A 21299-nucleotide genomic window follows, 5' to 3' on the forward strand; every position below is an offset into this window, starting at 1 on the left:
AAAATCCGTTGTCTGTATCTATAGTCAGGCTTTTAGAAAGTCTGGCCGAGGGAGAATTGGAACACTTGAGTGTCTGCGTCATCCGGTTTCTTGATCGGCATGGCCAAGCTGAAGCTCAGCGGGCCAAGCGCAGTTACCCATGTCACACCTACACCCACAGAACTGGCCATATTGCTAAAGCTGATATCGCAATTCTTGGTTTCGCCCTTGCAGTTGGTGTCGAACACGTTACCCACATCCCAGAAGACGGAAGTGCGCAGGGAACGTTGATCCTTCACAAACGGCATCGGGAACAGAACTTCTACACCACCCTGGATCAGCACGTTACCACCGAATGGCAGCGGGTCTTGATCCGGGTCGGCAATCGTACCCGGGTTCTTACCGGTACTCGGCGTACTGCGTGGGCCCAGTGCGCTGTCTTTAAAGCCACGTACCGAGTTGAAACCACCCGCGTAGTAGTTCTCGTAGAACGGCAGACCTTCAGTCGAACCGTAACCATCACCATAGCCCAACTCTGTGTGCAGGCGAGCAGTGAAGGTATCGCTCAACGGCTGGAACAACTGTGCACGATAGTCCAGTTTGTAGAACTGCAGGTCGCTGCCAGGAATAGTGGTTTCCAGCACCAGGCTCTGCGATGTACCACGGGTTGGCAACACGCCTTTGTTCAGGGTCGACTCGGACCAGCCGACTGACGCCTTGAAGTTGAGGTACTTGTCACCTTCACGGTTTACGAAGTCAAAGATCTCGTCAACGGTGTAACGACCGGTGCTGATTTCATCCTGCTGAACGGTCAGACCGTAGGTCAGACGGGAGGTATCGCTGATCGGGTAGCCCATGGTAACGCCAGCACCCAGGCTGTCGACCGAGTAGTTGGCAACGTCAACGTCCAGCTCTTTGTAGTCAGTGGTGCGGTAGAAAACGTTGTAGCCCAGGCTCACACCGTCCGGCGTCCAGTACGGGTCAACGTAGCTGAAGTTGTAACGGCTCTGGTATTCGCTGCGGGTCAGGCCGATGCTGACCTTGTTACCCGTACCCAGGAAGTTGTTCTGGGTAATCGAGCCACCCAGGATCAAACCGGCGCTCTGAGCAAAACCGACGCTGGCGGTGATCGAACCCGACGCTTGTTCTTCAACAGCGTAGTTCACGTCAACCATGTCGTCAGTGCCTGGCACTGCCGGAGTTTCAACGTTCACTTCCTTGAAGAAGCCCAGACGCTCAAGGCGAACCTTGGACTGGTCGATCAGGTAAGTAGAAGCCCAACCGCCTTCCATCTGGCGCATTTCACGACGCAGCACTTCGTCTTCCGACTTGGTGTTGCCGCGGTAGTTGATACGGTTCACGTAAGCACGCTTGCCCGGATCGACCACAAAGGTGATGGCGACGGTGTGGTTTTCAGGGTCTGGCTGAGGCACGCCGTTCACGTTGGCGAAGGTGTAGCCTTCGTTACCCAGACGACGGGTGATCAGCTCGGAAGTGGTGGTCATCAGCTTGCGCGAGAACACCTGGCCTGGCTGAACCAGCAGCAGCGACTTGATCTGATCTTCCGGGACCTTGAGGTCACCGCTCAGTTTGACCGAGCCGACATTGTATTTTTCGCCTTCGTTCACGTTGACCGTGATGTAGACGTTCTTTTTGTCAGGAGTGATCGATACCTGGGTCGAGGCGATATCCATGTTGATATAGCCGCGATCGAGGTAGTAGGAACGCAGACGCTCCAGGTCACCCGACAGTTTTTCACGCGCATACTTGTCGTCGTTCTTGAAGAACGACAACCAGTTGGTGGTTTTCAGTTCGAACAGATCAACCAGGTCAGATTCCGGGAAGACCGTGTTACCCACCACGTTGATGTGCTGGATAGAGGCAACGGTGCCTTCGTTGATGTTGACCTTCAAGGCAACGCGGTTGCGCGGCTCAGGCACCACTTCGGTGTCTACCGTCGCCGAGTAGCGGCCTTGGGCAACATACTGACGTTGCAGCTCGTTACGAACACCCTCAAGGGTCGCACGCTGGAAGATTTCGCCTTCAGCCAGGCCCGATTGTTTCAGGCCTTTCATCAGGTCATCAGTGGAGATCGCCTTGTTACCGTCAATGGTGATGCTGGAGACGGAAGGACGTTCGACAACCGTAATGACGAGCACATTGCCATCACGACCCAGTTGGATATCCTGAAAGAACCCGGTTTTGAACAACGCACGAGTGGATTCCACCAAACGGCGGTCATCCGCTACCTCACCCACGTTCAGCGGTAACGCGCCAAACACGCTGCCGGCGGAAACCCGCTGGAGCCCGTTGACACGGATATCAGAGATAGTGAAGGACTCGGCGTGAACTTCGGCGATCATCAGTACGGCGAGAACCGCAGTTAGCAGCAGACGTTTCATGAAGTCCTTTCTTATTCCAACTGGCAATAAACAAACTGCCGCAAAATGCGGCAGATTCGCAATTCAGCGAAGTGTTTACAGTCGTCCCAAGTCGTTGACCAGAGCAAGTAACATCACTCCGACCACCAAACTGATACCGATCTGCATCCCCCAACCCTGTACCCGATCCGACAAGGGACGACCACGCGCCCACTCGATCAGATAAAACAACAAGTGCCCACCGTCCAGGACGGGAATGGGCAACAAGTTCAGAACCCCCAGGCTAATACTCAGATAAGCCAGGAAATTCAAGAAATCAGCAACGCCCGACTGGGCAGAAGCGCCCGCCACTTTAGCAATGGTTATCGGTCCACTCAAGTTTTTTACCGAGAGCTCGCCGAACAACATTTTCTTCAGTGAATCGAGCGTCAATACGCTCATGGTCCACGTACGCTTGACCCCTTCGCCAATGGCGGCGACCGGGCCATAGCTGACTTCGCGAATCATCGCGGGTGGCCAATCGACACCTTTGACCCCTGCTCCCAGATAACCGGTCGCAGCGTCACCTTCACCGCGAGCGGCCAGAACCACCGGCACCTCAAGCGCAACGCCGTCGCGCTCGACGCGCAAATCTACGCGGGCCGCGGGCCGCAGACGAACCCAGTCCACGACTTGTTGCCAGTCATTAATAGCTTGGCCATTCATGGACAGCAGTTTGTCACCGGTCTTGAGGCCAGCGGCCTGTGCCGGGCCTTTAGGGTCGAGTTCTGCCAGAACGGCTGGCAACTCAGGTCGCCACGGCCGAATACCCAACGATTTGATCGGGTCCGGCTCATCAGCCCCTTTTAGCCAGTCATGCAAAACCAACTGATGGGAGCTTTCAACATCGGAATCGGGGCCGCGCACCGCAACCTGAATGGCACCGCTTTCGCCGAGGCGACGCACCAGTTGCAGGTTGACGTTCGACCAGCCCACCGTTGGCTGGCCATCAATTGAAACAATTTCCTGACCCGCTACTAAACCGGCTTTCGCCGCCAGGCTGCCGCTTTCGACCGCGCCGATCACCGGGCGCACCTGCTGGCTGCCCATCATTGCCAGCACCCAGAAGAACGCAATGGCCAGCAAGAAGTTGGCCACAGGCCCGGCTGCGACGATGGCAATGCGCTGCCCGACGGTTTTACGGTTGAAGGATTGATCGAGCTGGTCGGCCGGAACATCGCCTTCACGCTCGTCGAGCATTTTTACGTAGCCGCCCAGCGGAATCGCTGCGACGACAAACTCAGTGCCCTGACGGTCATGCCAGCGTAAGAGAGGCGTACCGAAGCCCACAGAAAAGCGCAGAACCTTGACGCCGCAACGGCGCGCCACCCAAAAGTGACCGAATTCATGAAATGTGACCAGCACCCCCAATGCCACCAGGGTGCCAACAATCATATAGAGCGCACTCATCTACTTTCTCCGCGATTCTGTCCGGCTCCGACATGTACCACTTGTCAGTTGTTACGGCTCAACCACTGCTCAGCTCGCAGTCGCGCTTGGGTATCTACCGCAAATACAGCATCCAGCTCATCGACTGCAATCACAGGCTCAGTGCTTAACACATCTTCAATAAGGTTGGCGATTTGCGGGTAACGGATTTTACCGTCAAGAAACGCCGCCACCGCTACTTCGTTCGCCGCATTGAGGGTCGCAGGCGCGCTATTGCCCGCCTCGGCTGCTTCTCGACACAGACGTAAACACGGGAAGCGTTGTTCATCCGGACGCTCAAAGTCCAGCCGCGCAACCGCAAACAGATCCAGCGGCGCAACACCTGAGTCGATACGTTCAGGCCACGCCAGGGCATTGGCAATGGGTGTGCGCATGTCCGGATTACCGAGCTGCGCCAACACAGAGCCATCCACATAATCGACCAGCGAGTGAATCACGCTTTGCGGGTGGATCACCACTTCAACCTGGCTTGGCTTGGCATCGAACAACCAGCAGGCTTCGATCAGCTCCAGGCCCTTGTTCATCATGCTCGCCGAATCAACGGAAATCTTGCGCCCCATCGACCAATTGGGATGAGCGCACGCCTGATCCGGGGTGACATGTTGCAACAACTCTAATGGCGTTACGCGGAAGGGTCCGCCCGACGCCGTCAGCAATATCCGCCGCACACCGACCGAACCCAGGCCGCGTGCGTAGTCCTGTGGCAAACACTGGAAAATCGCGTTGTGCTCACTGTCGACAGGCAGCAATACCGAACCGCTGCGACGAACGGCCTGCATAAACAGATCGCCGGTCATGACCAGCGCTTCTTTATTGGCCAAGAGAATTTTTTTGCCAGCGTTAACCGCTGCCAACGTAGGACGCAAACCAGCCGCACCCACGATTGCTGCCATGACCGTGTCAACTTCTGGAGCAGAAGCCACCTGACACAAGCCTTGCTCACCCACCCACACTTCAGTGCCGAGCTTTGCCGCCTGCAAACCGGCCCGCAGTTGGCTGGCTGCACGCTCGTGCGGCACTACAACTACTCGCGGCTTGTGTTCGAGACACAAGGCCAGTAGCTCCGGGATACGGCTAAAACCGCTCAGACCAAAGACCTGATAGCGGTCAGGGTGACGCGCAATAACATCCAGGGTGCTCAGGCCAATCGAGCCTGTAGCCCCCAGCACCGTAATCTGTTGAGGTCGACTCATGATCCGGCAATCCAAAGCAGTACAGCAAACAACGGAACCGCCGCCGTCAGACTGTCGATACGGTCCAGAACCCCGCCGTGACCTGGCAGCAGGTTACTGCTGTCCTTGATACCGGCCTGACGCTTGAACATGCTTTCGGTGAGGTCGCCCACTACAGACACCAGCACAATCATCGCTGCACCCAACAGTGCTGCGATGATTTCGCCAACGCTCCAGCCACGCACCAGACCGACAGCAGCCGTGATCAGCAGACTGAGGATCAAACCGCCATACATGCCTTCCCAGCTCTTGCCGGGGCTGACTTTAGGGGCCAGCTTGCGTTTCCCGAACTTGCGGCCGGAAAAGTAAGCGCCGATGTCAGCGCCCCACACCAGCACCATGACCGCCATGATCAGCCAGTTGCCCAGCGCCATCGCCTTGATCAGCACCAGCCCTTGCCAGGCCGGCAGCAAAATCAGCAGGCCAATCACCAGCTTGGTCAAGGTTGCCGACCAGCGCTCGGCCGACTCAGGAAACGTCAACACCAGCCAGGTTGCAGCGCCCCACCACAAGATTGCGGCGCCCAGCACCCAGGGCGCAAGATCCGGGAAGACGTACAAACCAAACAGCAGCAGAGCCACGAGCACTGCAAAAGCCACCCGCGCCAACTGAGCTTCGAAACCCGCCAGACGCGCCCATTCCCAGGCACCCAAGGTCACGACCAGGCCGATGAACAGCGCAAAGCCAGCCCCTTCGAGCAGGAAAAACCCGCACAAAGCGATGGGCAGCAATATGAGTGCAGTAATGATGCGTTGTTTAAGCATTAAACCCGGGCTCCAGCTTCAACCTGCTCACTCGTTTTACCGAAGCGACGCTGGCGAGAAGCGAAATCAGCCAGCGCATTGCGCATGGCTTCGTGTTTGAAGTCCGGCCAGAACAGGTCGGAGAAGTACAGTTCGGCATACGCCAACTGCCACAGCAGGAAATTGCTAATGCGGTGCTCGCCGCCTGTGCGAATGCACAGGTCAGGCAGCGGCAGATCGCCAGTCACCAGACAGTTTTGCAGCAGGCCCGGGGTGATGTCTTCAGGCTGCAAATGCCCCGCCTGAACTTCACGCGCCAGGCGCTGTGCGGCCTGCGCAATGTCCCACTGACCGCCGTAGTTAGCGGCAACCTGCAGTACAAAGCGATCAGGCCCTGCCGTCATCTGCTCCGCCTCACGCATCGCCGCCTGTAATTCAGGGTGGAAGCGCGAACGGTCGCCGATGATCCGCAAGCTGATGTTGTTGTCGTTGAGGCGCCGGGCCTCACGCCGTAGCGCCTTGAAGAACAAGTCCATCAAGGCACTGACCTCAGCGGCGGGGCGCTGCCAGTTTTCACTGGAGAACGCGAATAAGGTGAGCACCTCGACCTTGGCCTCGACGCACACCTCAATCACTGCGCGAACTGCATCCACTCCCGCTTTATGCCCGGCAACACCCGGCAGAAAGCGTTTTTTCGCCCAGCGATTATTACCATCCATGATGATCGCGACGTGGCGCGGCACCGATGATGGCTCTGTCTGCTTGGTCTTTTCCATAAAACGCCCAGACCCTTATACGGCCATCAGGTCCGCTTCTTTCGCCTTGGTAGCCGCATCAATGTCTGCCTCGGCCTTGTCGGTCAACTTCTGAATATCAGCAGCGGCGCGACGCTCTTCGTCTTCGCTGATTTCTTTGTCTTTAACCAGTTTTTTTAGCTCGCTCAACGCATCGCGACGGATGTTGCGAACAGCTACACGCGCGTCTTCAGCAGCGCTACGGGCTTGCTTGGTGAAACCTTTACGGGTTTCTTCAGTCAAGGCCGGCATGGAGATCAGCAGCAACTCACCCAAGTTGGTCGGGTTGAGGTTCAGGCCAGCGCTCTGGATAGCCTTGTCGACCGCAGCCAGCATGTTGCGCTCAAACGCCACAACTTGCAGAGTACGCGAGTCTTTTACTGTTACGTTGGCAACGCTGCTCAACGGGGTATCGGCGCCGTAGTAAGGCACCATCACGCTGCCCAGGATGCTTGGGTGCGCTTTGCCGGTGCGGATCTGGCCAAAAGCATGGGCCAATGATTCCAGCGACTTCTGCATGCGCGTTTGAGCGTCTTTTTTGATTTCATTGATCATTGTTGAACTTCCTCGATCAGAGTCCCTTCAGCGCCGCCATGGACAATATTCAGCAAGGCGCCGGGCTTGTTCATATTAAATACACGCAATGGCATTTTATGGTCACGGCACAGACAAATGGCCGTAAGGTCCATAACACCCAGTTTGCGATCCAGTACTTCATCGTAAGTCAGATGATCGAACTTCTCGGCATGCGGGTCTTTAAATGGATCTGCGGTGTACACGCCGTCAACCTTGGTTGCTTTAAGCACCACGTCAGCGTCGATTTCAATAGCACGCAAGCAAGCAGCAGAATCCGTTGTGAAGAACGGATTACCGGTGCCTGCAGCGAAAATCACCACATCTTTAGCGTTCAAATGACGCATTGCCTTGCGACGATCGTAATGATCAGTCACACCAACCATCGAAATAGCCGACATTACGATGGCAGAGATATTCGCACGTTCCAGCGCATCGCGCATGGCCAAGGCGTTCATCACGGTTGCCAGCATGCCCATATGGTCGCCAGTCACACGATCCATACCGGCCGCGCTCAGGGCAGCACCGCGGAACAGGTTGCCACCACCGATCACCAAACCTACCTGGACGCCGATGCCGACCAGTTGGCCCACTTCCAGCGCCATGCGGTCGAGTACTTTGGGATCGATCCCGAACTCTTCAGAGCCCATCAGGGCTTCACCGCTTAGCTTGAGTAGGATGCGTTTATAGCGAGTTTGATAACCAGCGCCCTGCTGAGCCATTGCGAATCTCTCCTGCCGCGTTTTAAAAAAATCTGTGCGAGGCCACTTTCAGCCCGCGCTTACTCTAGCGTGGCGCTGCACAGCAGCACCATCGGAACACGACTTATGCAATCGGTTCCGCAAGAAAAGGCAAAACCCTCTCCCATTTGAAAAGAGGCTGCGCGCGTGAGCGGGCAGCCTCTTCGGGTCGACAGTGTAAAACTGTCTTATTGCTTGGCTGCAGCCAGCTGAGCAGCAACTTCTTCAGCGAAGTTGTCGACTGGCTTCTCGATGCCTTCGCCTACCTTGAAGTAAGTGAAGGAAACGATTTCAGCGCCGGCTTTCTTGGCCAGCTCGCCAACTTTGATCTCTGGGTTCTTAACGAACGCTTGCTCAACCAGGCTAGCTTCGGCCAGGAACTTGCTGATGCGGCCTTTGATCATGTTTTCAACGATGTTTTCTGGCTTGCCGGCAATCTTGTCAGCATTGAGGCTCAGGAACACCGCTTTTTCACGCTCGATCGCTTCTTCAGAAACTTCCGAAGGCAGCAGGAACTCTGGGTTGCTTGCAGCAACGTGCATAGCGATGTCTTTGGCCAGCTCAACGTTGCCGCCTTTCAGAACAACTGCTACACCGATTTTGTTGCCGTGCAGGTAACCGCCGACCACATCACCTTCAACGCGAGCCAGGCGACGGATGTTGACGTTTTCGCCAACTTTGCCGACCAGTACCAGGCGATCAGCTTCTTGAGCTTCGATCAGAGGCTCAACAGTCGTCAGCTTGTCAGCGAATGCTTTTTCAACGCTGGCAGCAACGAATGCTTTGAAGTCGTCCTGCAGGGCCAGGAAGTCAGTCTGCGAGTTCACTTCCAGCAGAACTGCGGATTTACCGTCTTCCTTCAGAGCGATTGCGCCTTCAGCAGCAACGTTGCCTGCTTTTTTGGCAGCCTTGATGGCGCCGGAAGCACGCATGTCGTCGATGGCTTTTTCGATGTCGCCGCCAGCCTTGGTCAAGGCTTTCTTGCAGTCCATCATGCCTTCGCCAGTACGCTCACGCAGTTCTTTAACCAACGCTGCAGTAATCTCTGCCATTTCAAAATTCCTCTTGGATAGGTTTTCAACCATTCCACCCGACCGAACGGGCGTTCAATTCGTATGAAGCCTGCCTCGAGGCTCCCAGCCAGCCGCATTCTGATACAGCAATGACGAGAGCATGTCCAACAAATGGATTTCGAGGTGGCAAAAAGGGGGCCAAGCCCCCTTTTTGCGCACTGAGTAAACGCTAGGCGTTAGTTACTCAGCCTTCAACTACCGCTGCAGCTGGAGCTTCTTCGACGAAAACGTCGGTGCCGCCAGCAACGTGGTTGCGACCACGGATAACAGCATCAGCCATCGCACCCATGTACAGCTGGATAGCGCGGATTGCGTCATCGTTGCCCGGGATGATGTAGTCAACGCCTTCTGGGCTGCTGTTGGTGTCGACAACGCCGATTACCGGGATGCCCAACTTGTTAGCTTCGGTGATCGCGATGCGCTCGTGGTCAACGTCGATAACGAACAGTGCGTCTGGCAGACCGCCCATGTCCTTGATACCACCCAGGCTACGATCCAGCTTTTCCAGATCGCGAGTGCGCATCAGCGCCTCTTTCTTGGTCAGCTTGGCGAAAGTACCGTCTTCTGCTTGAACTTCAAGGTCACGCAGACGCTTGATGGAAGCACGGATGGTTTTGAAGTTGGTGAGCATGCCGCCCAACCAGCGGTGATCCACGTACGGCGAGCCGCAACGTGCTGCTTCTTCAGCAACGATCTTGCCAGCGGAACGCTTGGTGCCGACGAACAGAATCTTGTTTTTGCCCTGGGCCAGACGCTCTACGAAAGTCAGAGCTTCGTTGAACATTGGCAGGGTTTTTTCAAGGTTGATGATGTGGATCTTGTTACGCGCGCCAAAGATGTATTTACCCATCTTCGGGTTCCAGTAACGGGTTTGGTGACCGAAGTGCACACCGGCCTTCAGCATATCGCGCATGTTGACTTGGGACATGGTAGTTCCTTAATAAGTCGGGTTAGGCCTCCACGTATCCCAACGACCAACCAGCAGCTTCGAGCTGAAGGCACCCAGGTCATCGTGTCGATACGTGTGTGGGTTTGTGCTCTGCGGGCTATACCCGCAAAGCGGCGCATTTTATATCACAAGACACATAAAAAACGAAGCGCGAATTCAGACTTTATTGCTAAGCCGTTGTCGCACAAGGATTTGCGCCCCGTAGGAGCGAGCTTGCCTCACGATCTTTTGATCTGTGGTGTGCCCGTTATCTGCACAACGGCATTTCACCGATTTAGCCCTTACCGCGAGACAAGCAGATCAAAACCCGGATCAAAAGCAGCCCCTTCCTTTTGCTAGAGCCTTGGAATAGGGCCAAAATGCCCCACTCTATTAATAGAAGCGATGGCGCAAGGCTCATGTTTACAGCCGACCGTCTGGTAGAATCGCGTTTTTATGGCGGTGTGTAGCTGAAATAACTCGTCACACACCCGCAACCCCGTTGATGAGCGCTTACGCGCGAAGAGAGCCTGTATGACCGTCACCCTCAAAACTCCCGAGGACATCGCAAAAATGCGTATCGCCGGCAAACTGGCCGCCGACGTACTGGAAATGATCGCTGAACACGTTAAACCCGGTGTCACCACCGAAGAGCTGGACCGCATCTGTCATGACTATATTGTCAATGTGCAACAGGCCATCCCCGCGCCGCTCAACTATAAAGGCTTCCCCAAGTCGATCTGCACCTCGATCAACCACGTGGTCTGCCACGGTATTCCGGGTGACAAGGCCCTGAAGGAAGGCGACACCCTGAACATCGACGTGACCGTCATCAAAGATGGCTATCACGGTGACACCAGCCGCATGTTCCATGTTGGCAAAGTGCCGGTCTGGGCTGAGCGCCTGTCGCAAGTGACCCAGGAATGCATGTACAAGGCCATCGAACTGGTCAAGCCGGGTTGCCGCCTGGGCGATATCGGTGAAGTGATTCAGAAGCACGCCGAAAAGAACGGCTTCTCGGTGGTTCGCGAGTTCTGCGGCCATGGCATTGGCAAGGTGTTCCACGAAGAGCCGCAAATCCTGCACTACGGCCGCGCGGGCACCGGCATGGAACTCAAGGCGGGCATGACGTTCACCATCGAGCCGATGATCAACCAGGGCAAAGCCGACACTAAAGTGCTGGGCGATGGCTGGACGGCGATCACCAAGGACCGCAAGCTGTCTGCGCAGTGGGAGCACACCCTGCTGGTGACCGACACCGGTTACGAAATCTTCACCCTGCGCAGCGATGACACCATCCCGCGGGTTTCGGCCTGACAGCAACCCCCACACATCCCACGACAGGAAAGCCAATCGATGCCGCAGGTGGATCCCGAACTTTTTGACCGCGGCCAGTTCCAGGCCGAATTGGCATTAAAGGCAAGCCCGATTGCCGCTTTCAAAAAGGCGATCCGCCAGGCACGCGAAGTGCTCGACGAACGCTTTCGCAAAGGCCGCGATATTCGACGCCTGATCGAGGACCGCGCCTGGTTCGTCGATAACATCCTGCAACAAGCGTGGGACCAGTTCAGCTGGAGCGACCAGGCCGATATCGCCCTGGTCGCGGTGGGAGGTTATGGCCGGGGCGAATTGCACCCCTACTCCGACATCGACCTGCTGATCCTGCTCGACAACGCGGATCATGAGATTTTCCGCGATTCCATCGAGCGGTTTCTGACCCTGCTGTGGGACATCGGCTTGGAAGTCGGCCAGAGCGTACGCTCGGTCGATGAATGTGCAGAGCAAGCCCGCGCCGACCTGACCGTCATTACCAACCTGATCGAAAGCCGCACCATTGCTGGCCCCGAGCGCTTGCGTCAACGCATGCTCGAAGTCACCAGTACCGAACACATGTGGCCCAGCAAGGATTTCTTTCTGGCCAAGCGTGCCGAGCAAAAAGCCCGGCACCACAAGTACAACGACACCGAATACAACCTTGAGCCCAACGTCAAAGGCTCGCCCGGCGGCCTGCGCGACATTCAGACCATCTTGTGGGTAGCCCGCCGCCAGTACGGCACCCTGAATTTGCGCGCCTTGGCCGGTGAAGGCTTCCTGGTCGAAAGCGAACATGACCTGCTTTCATCATCCCAAGAGTTTCTCTGGAAGGTCCGCTACGCCCTGCACATGCTCGCTGGCCGCGCCGAAGACCGTCTGCTGTTTGACCATCAACGCAGCATCGCCGAATTGCTCGGCTTTACCGGCGAAGACACCAAGCAGACCATCGAAAACTTCATGCAGCAGTATTACCGGGTGGTCATGAGCATTGCCCAGCTCAGCGACCTGATCATCCAGCACTTTGAAGAAGTGATCCTGGCCCCGGAAGACGAAGCGCCGCCGACGCCGATCAACTCGCGCTTTCAACTCCACGACGGCTACATCGAAGCCACCAGCAACAACGTGTTCAAGCGCACGCCGTTTGCCATGCTCGAAATCTTCCTGCTGATGGCACAGCACCCCGACATCAAAGGCGTGCGGGCTGACACCATCCGCTTGCTGCGCGAACACCGCTACCTGATCGACGATGATTTTCGCAGTGACATCCGCAACACCAGCCTGTTTATCGAGCTGTTCAAATGCAAAATCGGCATCCATCGCAACCTGCGCCGGATGAACCGCTACGGCATTCTCGGACGCTACCTGCCGGAATTCGGCTTTATCGTCGGGCAAATGCAGCACGACCTGTTCCACATCTATACGGTCGATGCGCACACCCTGAACCTGATCAAGCACCTGCGCAAATTGCAGTACACCCAGGTCTCGGAGAAATTCCCGCTGGCCAGCAAACTCATGGCCAAGCTGCCCAAGCCTGAGCTGATTTACCTCGCCGGGCTGTACCACGACATCGGCAAAGGCCGCCACGGCGACCACTCGGAGATTGGCGCGGTGGATGCAGAAGCCTTCTGCATTCGTCATCACCTGCCCGCTTGGGATACACGGCTGATCGTATGGCTGGTGCAAAACCACCTGGTGATGTCGACCACCGCCCAGCGCAAAGACCTGTCAGACCCGCAAGTCATCCATGACTTTGCCCAGACCGTGATCGACGAAACCCACCTCGACTACTTATATGTGCTGACCGTGGCCGACATCAACGCCACCAACCCGACGCTGTGGAACTCCTGGCGCGCGAGCCTGTTGCGCCAGCTCTACACTGAGACCAAGCGCGCCCTGCGTCGCGGCCTGGAAAACCCGGTCGATCGCGAAGAGCAAATTCGCCAGACGCAAAGCGCCGCGCTGGACGTGCTGGTGCGCAACGGCAACGACCAGGACGATGTCGAGCAGCTCTGGTCGCAGTTGGGCGATGACTACTTCCTGCGCCACACCTCGGCCGATGTGGCCTGGCACACCGAAGCCATCCTGCAGCAACCCGTAGACGGTGGCCCGCTGGTGCTGATCAAGGAAACCACCCAGCGCGATTTCGAGGGCGGCACGCAAATCTTCATTTATGCACCCGACCAGCACGACTTCTTCGCCGTGACCGTAGCAGCCATGGACCAGCTCAACCTCAACATCCATGACGCGCGCATCATTACCTCCAGCAGCCAGTTCACCCTCGACACCTACATCGTGCTCGACAACGACGGCGACTCGATCGGCAATAACCCGGAGCGCATCGAAAAAATCCGCAAAGGCCTGACCGAAGCCCTGCGTAACCCGGACGACTACCCGAACATCATCCAGCGCCGGGTACCGCGCCAGCTCAAACACTTTGCTTTCCCGCCGCAAGTGACGATCCACAACGACGCCCAGCGCCCGGTCACCGTACTGGAACTCAGCGCCCCGGACCGTCCCGGCCTGCTGGCGCGCATCGGGATGATCTTCCTGGAGTTCGACCTGTCGTTGCAGAACGCCAAGATCGCCACCTTGGGCGAGCGCGTCGAAGACGTCTTCTTCATTACCGACGAAAACAATCAGCCATTGTCTGACCCACAACTGTGCATACGTTTGCAGGAAGCCATCGTGGAGCAACTAACGGTCAACAAAGACTCAACCCCAACCTGGCGCCTGAGCATCTAGCCGCCGAGTGAGACCCGCACCCAATGAACAACGCTCTAAACCAGTTGCAGCCTTACCCGTTCGAAAAACTGCGTGCCCTGCTGAGTAGCGTGCAGCCCAACGCCGACAAGCGCCCGATTGCGCTGTCGATTGGCGAACCGAAACACCGCTCTCCCGATTTCGTGGCCAAGGCCCTGGCGGACAACCTTGATCAGATGGCGGTCTACCCGACCACCCTCGGCATCCCTGCCCTGCGCGAAGCGATTGGTAGCTGGGCCGAGCGCCGTTTTAACGTGCCGGCTGGCTGGCTGGACCCGGCGCGCAACATCCTGCCCGTCAACGGCACCCGTGAAGCGCTGTTCGCCTTCACCCAAACCGTGGTCAACCGCAGCGACGACGGCCTGGTGATCAGCCCGAACCCGTTCTACCAGATCTACGAAGGGGCCGCGTTTTTGGCGGGTGCCAAGCCGCACTACCTGCCGTGCCTGGCTGAACAAGGCTTTAACCCGGACTTCGACGCAGTGTCGGTCGAGACCTGGAAGCGCTGCCAGATCCTGTTCCTGTGCTCGCCGGGCAACCCGACCGGGGCCTTGATCCCGCTGGCAACTCTGAAAAAGCTGATTGCACTGGCTGATGAACACGACTTCGTGATCGCTGCCGACGAATGCTACAGCGAGCTGTATTTCGACGAGCAGACCCCGCCAGAAGGCTTGCTCAGCGCGTGCGTGGCCTTGGGCCGCGAAGACTTCAAGCGCTGCGTGGTCTTCCACAGCCTGTCCAAGCGTTCGAACTTGCCGGGCCTGCGCTCCGGTTTTGTCGCCGGTGATGCCGAGATCCTCAAGGCGTTCCTGCTGTACCGCACCTACCACGGCTGCGCCATGCCGGTGCAAACCCAGCTGGCGAGCATTGCTGCCTGGAACGACGAAGAACACGTACGCGCCAACCGCGACCTGTACCGCGCCAAGTTCGATGCTGTGCTGGAGATTCTGACGCCGGTACTGGATATACAGCGCCCGGATGGCGGGTTTTATCTGTGGGCAAATGTCGAAGGGGATGACACTGAATTCTCCCGCGACCTGTTCGCTGAAGAACATGTGACCGTGGTGCCGGGCTCTTACCTGTCACGCGAAGTCGACGGCTTTAACCCGGGTGCCGGCCGCGTGCGCATGGCCCTGGTCGCGCCATTAGCGGAATGCGTAGAAGCCGCCGAGCGGATCCGCGACTTCATCCAGCGCCGCCGCTAAACCCGGCCTACCCGCCCCCTGTAGGAGCGAGCTTGCTCGCGATCTTTTGATCTTTTAAAAGCTCGCGAGCAAGCTCGCTCCTACAGGGGATCGGTGTATTCCCTGCCTTACTTCACCGTCCCCAGATTCGCTTCGCTCAAATCCAGATCACGCAAAATCTCGCTGAGCACGTCATCGCCGATCTCATGGTGGCGACGCAAGCTGTACAGCTCCAGACGCTGCGCCCTGAGTGCCTTGAGGCGCAAGCGGCTTTCCAGCAGGTCCATCTGCGAGGCCAACGCCTGCGCTTCAGCCGAGTCATTAAACACTTCGAGCTGATGGCGATATTCAGACATGATCCGCGCCTTCAATTCAGCCGCCAGTGCTGCTTGGGCCGCGTCCTGCGGGCTGTCGGCAGGCTCAACCACGTCTTCGGCTTCCAGCGCATGAATCGCCGCCTCTGCCGTGCGCCGCCAAGCTTCGCGTACCTCTTTACGCATGGCGTCATCCGGGCTCTTGGGAATGCCGCGCAACAACAAAGGCAAGGCGATACACGCCGCCACCAGCGACAGCAAAATCACCCCCGCCGCAATAAAGATGAGCAGGTCGCGCTCAGGGAAGTCCACCCCCGCGCTGATCAACAACGGCACCGACATCACACCGGCCAACGTCACCGCACCGCGCACACCGCCCACCGTCAGCAACCAGCATGAACGCGCCGTCGGCACCAGGGTCAGGTCGCCCTTGCCGCGCCAGCGACGCAGCAGACCAAACAGGCGCCAGATGCTCTGCACCCAGATAAAGCGCAGCGCCAGCAGCACCAGAAAAATCGCCACCACGTCCAGGCAGCGATAAAACAGGGTCGGCCACAGGGTGGTTTCGTGGCTGACCACCGCCTTGATGATGTCTGGCAGTTGCAAGCCCAACAGCAAGAAGATCAAGCCATTGAAGGCAAACTCCAGCAGCCCCCACACACTGCGATTAAGCAGGCGCGTACTGGTTTGACGCGGCAGCAGGTCCAGCCAGCTTTGCATCATCCCCGCCGCCACCGCCGACAAAATGCCCGAGGCGCCCAAGCGCTCGGCCAGTACGTAAGCGGCAAACGGCAGCAGCAACATAAACACGACGTGGGTCGCCGGGTCATCCCAGCCGCGACCGATCATCCAGGCCCGCAGGCGCCCCACCAGCCAGCTCAGCGCCACACCGATGGCCAGGCCGCCACAGGCCACCAGTACAAAGGTCAGGCTGGCATTGGTCAGCGAGAACACCCCGGTAATAGCTGCAACCAGGGCAAATTTGAAGGTCACCAGGCCCGAAGCGTCGTTCATCAGGGCTTCGCCCTGGAGCATATGCATCAGCGGACCAGGCAGGCGGTTCTGGGAAATGGCCGACACTGCCACGGCGTCTGTCGGTGACAGTACAGCAGCCAGGGCAAACGCCACCGGCAAGGGAATCGTCGGTAAGAGCCAATGAATGAAGTAACCCGCCCCGACCACAGTGAACAGCACCAAACCCACTGCCAACGTCAGAATCGGCCCACGCAAACGCCAGAATTCACGTTTGGGCATGCGCCAGCCATCCGAGAACAGCAACGGCGGCAAGAACAGAAACAGGAACAGCTCCGGGTCCAGTGCAACGTGCAAGCCCAGGGTTGGCCAGGCCAACACGGCACCCGCAGCAATTTGCACCAACGGCAGAGGTAAAGGGATCACACGCCCCAATAAACGCGAGACTCCTACTAACATCAGCAGGATGAGTACGGTATAGGCGGTTTGCATATCAACAAAATTCCCGAACAATCAGCGTTAACTGAATTCAAACACAGCTAGCAACAATTTTAGATCCAGCCTCATAGTAGCTTCAAATGGCTGACGTCGACCTTGAACATAAGTCTCAATGCGACTACCTGTCACAAGATCCTGCCAAGGTTGCAGGCAGCCTGCGCTCAAGCGCCTCGCCCATGGCATAATCCGCCACCGCTTATTTCCACGCATCTCCAAAGGAGGGGCAATTCAGTGACCGATTCGAGCAAGACGTTGCACCTTTTCGGCATCAAGGCCTGCGACACCATGAAAAAGGCTCGCACCTGGCTAGATGAACATGACGTGCGTTATGACTTCCATGATTACAAAAGCAGCGGTATCGACCGTGAACACCTGACTCAATGGTGCGACGAGCACGGTTGGCAAGTTGTGCTCAACCGCGCAGGCACTACCTTTCGCAAACTCGAAGACGAACAGAAAGCCGATCTCGACCAAGCGAAAGCCATTGAGCTGATGCTCGCCCAACCCTCGATGATCAAGCGCCCGGTGCTCGATCTCGGTAATAAAACCCTGATTGGTTTCAAGCCTGATCTTTATGCGGCGGCCCTTCTCTAAGCCAACTGGCCAAAGCCCGCCCCTTCTATTTTTGTACGAGGTAATTGCATGTCTACTACCCTATTCAGCGCGGCCTTCGGTGTCGGCACTCAAAACCGTCAAGGCGCCTGGCTGGAAGTGTTCTACGCACAACCGCTCATCAACCCGTCGGCCGAACTGATCGCTGCGGTCGCGCCGATCCTGGGCTACACCGGTGGCAATCAGGCAATCACCTTCACCACTGCTCAAGCCGCGCAACTGGCTGAAGCCGTCAAGCCGGTTGACGCTGCCCAGGCCGCACTGCTGACCCGCCTGGCCGAAAGCCACAAGCCATTGGTTGCCACCCTGCTGGCCGAAGATGCTGCCCTGACCTCCACCCCGGAGGCTTACCTGAAGCTGCACCTGCTGTCCCACCGTCTGGTCAAGCCGCACGGCCTGAGCCTGGCAGGTGTGTTCCCGCTGCTGCCGAACGTGGCCTGGACCAGCCAGGGCGCCATCGACCTGGGCGAGCTGGCTGAGCGTCAACTCGAAGCCCGCCTGCGTGGCGAATTGCTGGAAGTGTTCTCGGTCGACAAGTTCCCGAAAATGACCGACTACGTGGTACCGGCTGGCGTGCGTATAGCTGACAGCGCACGTATCCGCCTGGGCGCCTACATCGGCGAAGGCACCACCGTGATGCACGAAGGTTTCGTCAACTTCAACGCAGGCACCGAAGGCCCGGGCATGATCGAAGGCCGTGTTTCGGCGGGCGTCTTCGTCGGCAAGGGTTCGGACCTGGGCGGCGGTTGCTCGACCATGGGCACCCTGTCGGGCGGTGGCAACATCGTGATCAAAGTGGGCGAAGGCTGCCTGATCGGCGCCAACGCCGGTATCGGCATTCCATTGGGCGACCGCAACACCGTTGAGTCGGGCCTGTACGTGACCGCGGGCACCAAAGTCGCGCTGCTGGACGAAAACAACCAACTGGTTAAAGTCGTCAAAGCCCGTGAGCTGGCCGGTCAACCAGACCTGTTGTTCCGTCGCAACTCAGAAACCGGCGCTGTGGAATGCAAAACCCACAAGTCGGCCATCGAGCTGAACGAAGCGCTGCACGCTCACAACTAAGCGTTTGTCTGCCACTGACGGGGCTGGCTGCTTGCCGCCTCGTCAACAGAGCCTTGAACACCATGCTTTTGCCTTCTCCCTGGCGCGCTGACTTTCCGGCCATCGCCGCCCTGCAACGTCAGGACCAGACTTATCTGGACAACGCTGCCACCACGCAAAAACCTCAAGCCCTGCTCGACGCACTGACGCACTACTACGCCAGTGGCGCCGCCAATGTGCACCGGGCCCAGCATCTGCCGGGCGCGCATGCCACCCAGGCATTTGAGAACTCCCGCTGCAAAGTCGCCCAATGGCTCAACGCGGCTGACTGCGGGCAAATAGTCTTTACCCACGGTGCCACTTCGGCACTGAACCTTCTGGCTTACGGGCTGGAACACCTTTTCAATCCGGGCGATGAGATTGTCATCAGCGCCCTGGAGCACCACGCCAACCTGCTGCCCTGGCAGCAGCTTGCCCAGCGTCAACAGTTAACCCTGGTGGTGTTGCCGCTGGATGCCGAGGGCGTGATCGACCTTGACGCCGCCGCCCGCCTGATTACCCCGCGCACCCGCCTGCTGGCTGTCAGCCAGTTGTCCAACGTGCTCGGCGTAAGGCAGCCCTTGCCTGAGTTGCTGGCCCTGGCCAAAGCGCAGAACGCCTTGACCGTGGTCGATGGGGCCCAAGGCGTGGTCCATGGCCGTCAGGACGTGAATGCGCTGGGCTGCGACTTCTATGTGTTTTCCAGCCACAAACTGTACGGCCCGGACGGGCTGGGCGTGCTGTTTGGCCGCCATGGCGCACTGGCCAGCCTCAAGCACTGGCAGTTTGGCGGCGAGATGGTCCAGGACGCCGACTACCAGCACGCCACCTTCCGCCCTGCCCCGCTGGGCTTTGAAGCCGGTACACCGCCGATTGCCAGCGTGATTGGCCTGGGCGCGACCCTGAGCTACCTGAGCAGCCTCGACCAGAACGCCGTCGACGCCCACGAAGCTGCGTTGCACGCGCTGCTGGTTGAAGGCCTGCAACAGCGCCCCGGCATTCGCCTGCTGGGCTCGCCGCAATTGGCGCTGGTGAGTTTTGTGGTCGAGGGCGTGCACAACGCCGACCTTGCCCACTTGTTGACCGAGCAAGGCATTGCCGTGCGGGCCGGGCATCACTGCGCCATGCCCCTGCTGAAAAGTCTTGGCTTGGCAGGCGCCATCCGCGTATCGCTGGCGCTGTACAACGACTCAGATGACCTGCAACGCTTTTTCGACGCCCTCGATCAGGCCCTGGAGTTGCTGCAATGACCTTGCCCGCTGAGGCTCAGGCCGCCCTCGACAGCTTTGAACACTGCGCCAGTTGGGAACAACGCGCCCGCCTGCTGATGCAATGGGGCCAACGCTTGCCCGAATTGGCCGAGGCCGACAAAACCGAGGCCAACCGCGTGCACGGCTGTGAAAGCCAGGTGTGGTTGGTGGGTGAATTAAAAGACGGCCACTGGCAATTTGCTGCCAGCAGCGATGCACGCTTGATTCGCGGGTTGGTGGCGTTGCTGCTGGCGCGGGTCAATGGCTTGTCCAGCGAGGCGCTGCACCACGTGGACCTGCCCGACTGGTTCAACCAGCTTGGCCTGAGCCGTCAGTTGTCGCCATCGCGCAGCAATGGGCTTAATGCGGTGTTGCAACGGATGCGTGAGTTGTCTGCTTAACACAGACCCGGTAGGAGCGAGCTTGCCTCGCGATCTTCTGATCTTTTAAAAAGATCGCGAGGCAAGCTCGCTCCTACAACTCAGGGTTTGGCCTTGACCTTCTCTGAGGGCCTGCGCACGCCCGCCACGATTTTGTCCACGGCCTTGGTGGCCGCGACCATGCCGAAGGTCGCGGTGACCATCATCACGGCGCCAAAACCGCCGGCGCAATCGAGCTTCACGCCATCGCCGACAAAACTCTTCTGCAGGCAAATGCTGCCGTCAGGCTTGGGATAGCGCAGTTGTTCGGTCGAAAACACGCACGGCACGCTGTAGTGACGGGTCACGGTGCGCGAAAAGCCGTAATCGCGGCGCAAGGTAGAGCGCACTTTCGAGGCCAGCGGGTCATTAAAGGTACGGTTCAGATCGCAGACCTGAATCAGGGTCGGGTCAATTTGCCCGCCCGCACCGCCCGTGGTGATGATCTGGATCTTGCGCCGCTTGCACCAGGCAATCAGCGCCGCCTTGGCATTGACGCTGTCGATGCAGTCGATCACGCAGTCAATGTTCGGGGTGATGTACTCAGCCATGGTTTCGCGGGTCACGAAATCCGCCACCGCATGCACGGTGCACGCCGGGTTGATCTCGCGCAGACGCTCAGCCATCACTTCGACTTTGTCCCGACCAATGGTCGAACTCAGTGCGTGCAACTGGCGGTTGCTGTTGCTGACGCACACGTCATCGAGGTCGAACAACGAGATTTCGCCGACGCCGCAGCGGGCAATGGCCTCGGCCGCCCACGAGCCGACACCGCCCACGCCCACAATTGCCACGTGCGCTGCACGCAGTCGTTCCAAGCCTTGCAGCCCATATAACCGGGCGACGCCGGCAAACCGTGGATCTTCTGTACTCATCACCAACACCCCAAAAACCGGCGCGCATTATAGGGGGCATGCGGGCCGTTGAGTATCTTTACCAAGCTCTATGCGACCAACACTGCT

18 protein-coding genes are annotated in these 21299 nt (G+C 58.1%); 7 read left to right on the forward strand and 11 right to left on the reverse strand.

The features are described 5' to 3' along the window. Positions 1–32 precede the first annotated feature (32 nt). From bamA to rpsB, 9 genes are all read right to left on the reverse strand, one after another. A complete protein-coding gene (gene bamA / locus AAEZ03_RS17170; protein ID WP_048368092.1) occupies positions 33–2381 on the reverse strand; it encodes an outer membrane protein assembly factor BamA in 2349 nt (782 codons plus the stop codon). A gap of 75 nt (positions 2382–2456) precedes the next feature. Beyond that, positions 2457–3809, reverse strand: a complete 1353-nt coding sequence (gene rseP, locus AAEZ03_RS17175) for an RIP metalloprotease RseP (protein ID WP_153326190.1) — start codon at positions 3807–3809, stop codon at positions 2457–2459. A 44-nt stretch (positions 3810–3853) separates the two neighbouring features. Continuing rightward, on the reverse strand, positions 3854–5041 hold the full coding sequence (ispC, locus tag AAEZ03_RS17180; protein ID WP_350580207.1) for a 1-deoxy-D-xylulose-5-phosphate reductoisomerase: 1188 nt from the start codon (positions 5039–5041) through the stop codon (positions 3854–3856). Then, positions 5038–5844 carry a phosphatidate cytidylyltransferase gene (locus AAEZ03_RS17185; RefSeq protein WP_350580209.1) on the reverse strand — a complete coding sequence of 269 codons (807 nt, stop codon included), beginning with the start codon at positions 5842–5844 and terminating at the stop codon, positions 5038–5040. The genes ispC and AAEZ03_RS17185 overlap by 4 nt, the downstream gene beginning before the upstream one ends. Continuing rightward, positions 5844–6599 (reverse strand): polyprenyl diphosphate synthase, encoded by a 756-nt coding sequence (gene uppS / locus AAEZ03_RS17190; protein ID WP_048368096.1) that lies wholly within the window; start codon positions 6597–6599, stop codon positions 5844–5846. Before uppS ends, AAEZ03_RS17185 begins: the two co-directional genes overlap by 1 nt. A gap of 15 nt (positions 6600–6614) precedes the next feature. Next, on the reverse strand, positions 6615–7172 hold the full coding sequence (gene frr / locus AAEZ03_RS17195; RefSeq protein WP_048385564.1) for a ribosome recycling factor: 558 nt from the start codon (positions 7170–7172) through the stop codon (positions 6615–6617). After that, positions 7169–7912 (reverse strand): UMP kinase, encoded by a 744-nt coding sequence (pyrH, locus tag AAEZ03_RS17200; protein ID WP_048368099.1) that lies wholly within the window; start codon positions 7910–7912, stop codon positions 7169–7171. The genes frr and pyrH overlap by 4 nt, the downstream gene beginning before the upstream one ends. A 206-nt stretch (positions 7913–8118) precedes the next feature. Further along, complete coding sequence (gene tsf / locus AAEZ03_RS17205) at positions 8119–8982, reverse strand: translation elongation factor Ts (RefSeq protein ID WP_123749723.1); 864 nt, start codon at positions 8980–8982, stop codon at positions 8119–8121. Between the two features lie 205 nt (positions 8983–9187). Next, the gene (gene rpsB, locus AAEZ03_RS17210) at positions 9188–9931 is read right to left on the reverse strand and encodes a 30S ribosomal protein S2 (protein ID WP_019411593.1); all 744 of its coding nucleotides are present in this window, start codon (positions 9929–9931) and stop codon (positions 9188–9190) included. 534 nt (positions 9932–10465) lie between these two features. On the opposite strand from rpsB, the gene map reads away from it, so the two are divergent. From map to dapC, 3 genes are read left to right on the forward strand one after another with little or no spacing between them, the layout of a single operon-like run. Further along, a complete protein-coding gene (map, locus tag AAEZ03_RS17215) occupies positions 10466–11248 on the forward strand; it encodes a type I methionyl aminopeptidase (protein ID WP_048368102.1) in 783 nt (260 codons plus the stop codon). Positions 11249–11287: 39 nt separating this feature from the next. Continuing rightward, positions 11288–13987 carry a [protein-PII] uridylyltransferase gene (locus tag AAEZ03_RS17220; protein ID WP_123749722.1) on the forward strand — a complete coding sequence of 900 codons (2700 nt, stop codon included), beginning with the start codon at positions 11288–11290 and terminating at the stop codon, positions 13985–13987. A gap of 23 nt (positions 13988–14010) precedes the next feature. After that, positions 14011–15210 (forward strand): succinyldiaminopimelate transaminase, encoded by a 1200-nt coding sequence (gene dapC, locus AAEZ03_RS17225; RefSeq protein WP_350580216.1) that lies wholly within the window; start codon positions 14011–14013, stop codon positions 15208–15210. Positions 15211–15317: 107 nt separating this feature from the next. On the opposite strand, the gene AAEZ03_RS17230 is transcribed toward dapC, so the two are convergent. Continuing rightward, positions 15318–16967: a Na+/H+ antiporter gene (locus tag AAEZ03_RS17230; RefSeq protein ID WP_048368106.1), complete on the reverse strand. Its 1650-nt coding sequence runs from the start codon at positions 16965–16967 to the stop codon at positions 15318–15320. A 237-nt stretch (positions 16968–17204) separates the two neighbouring features. On the opposite strand from AAEZ03_RS17230, the gene AAEZ03_RS17235 reads away from it, so the two are divergent. The 4 genes from AAEZ03_RS17235 (at position 17205) to AAEZ03_RS17250 (ending at position 20319) form a co-directional block, all read left to right on the forward strand. After that, the gene (locus tag AAEZ03_RS17235; RefSeq protein ID WP_048368107.1) at positions 17205–17567 is read left to right on the forward strand and encodes an ArsC family reductase; all 363 of its coding nucleotides are present in this window, start codon (positions 17205–17207) and stop codon (positions 17565–17567) included. A gap of 48 nt (positions 17568–17615) precedes the next feature. Then, positions 17616–18650 carry a 2,3,4,5-tetrahydropyridine-2,6-dicarboxylate N-succinyltransferase gene (dapD, locus tag AAEZ03_RS17240; RefSeq protein ID WP_048368109.1) on the forward strand — a complete coding sequence of 345 codons (1035 nt, stop codon included), beginning with the start codon at positions 17616–17618 and terminating at the stop codon, positions 18648–18650. 62 nt (positions 18651–18712) lie between these two features. Then, entirely contained in the window at positions 18713–19918 is a 1206-nt protein-coding gene (locus tag AAEZ03_RS17245) for an aminotransferase class V-fold PLP-dependent enzyme (protein ID WP_350580220.1), read from the forward strand. Beyond that, entirely contained in the window at positions 19915–20319 is a 405-nt protein-coding gene (locus AAEZ03_RS17250; RefSeq protein ID WP_048368113.1) for a SufE family protein, read from the forward strand. Before AAEZ03_RS17245 ends, AAEZ03_RS17250 begins: the two co-directional genes overlap by 4 nt. Before the next feature lie 80 nt (positions 20320–20399). Here AAEZ03_RS17250 and tcdA read toward each other — a convergent pair whose 3' ends face one another. Continuing rightward, positions 20400–21212 (reverse strand): tRNA cyclic N6-threonylcarbamoyladenosine(37) synthase TcdA, encoded by an 813-nt coding sequence (gene tcdA / locus AAEZ03_RS17255; protein ID WP_153335864.1) that lies wholly within the window; start codon positions 21210–21212, stop codon positions 20400–20402. Positions 21213–21299 lie beyond the last annotated feature (87 nt).

The organism is Pseudomonas sp. HY2-MNA-CIBAN-0224, from assembly GCF_040310285.1.
GTDB classification, from domain to species: Bacteria; Pseudomonadota; Gammaproteobacteria; order Pseudomonadales; family Pseudomonadaceae; genus Aquipseudomonas; species Aquipseudomonas helleri.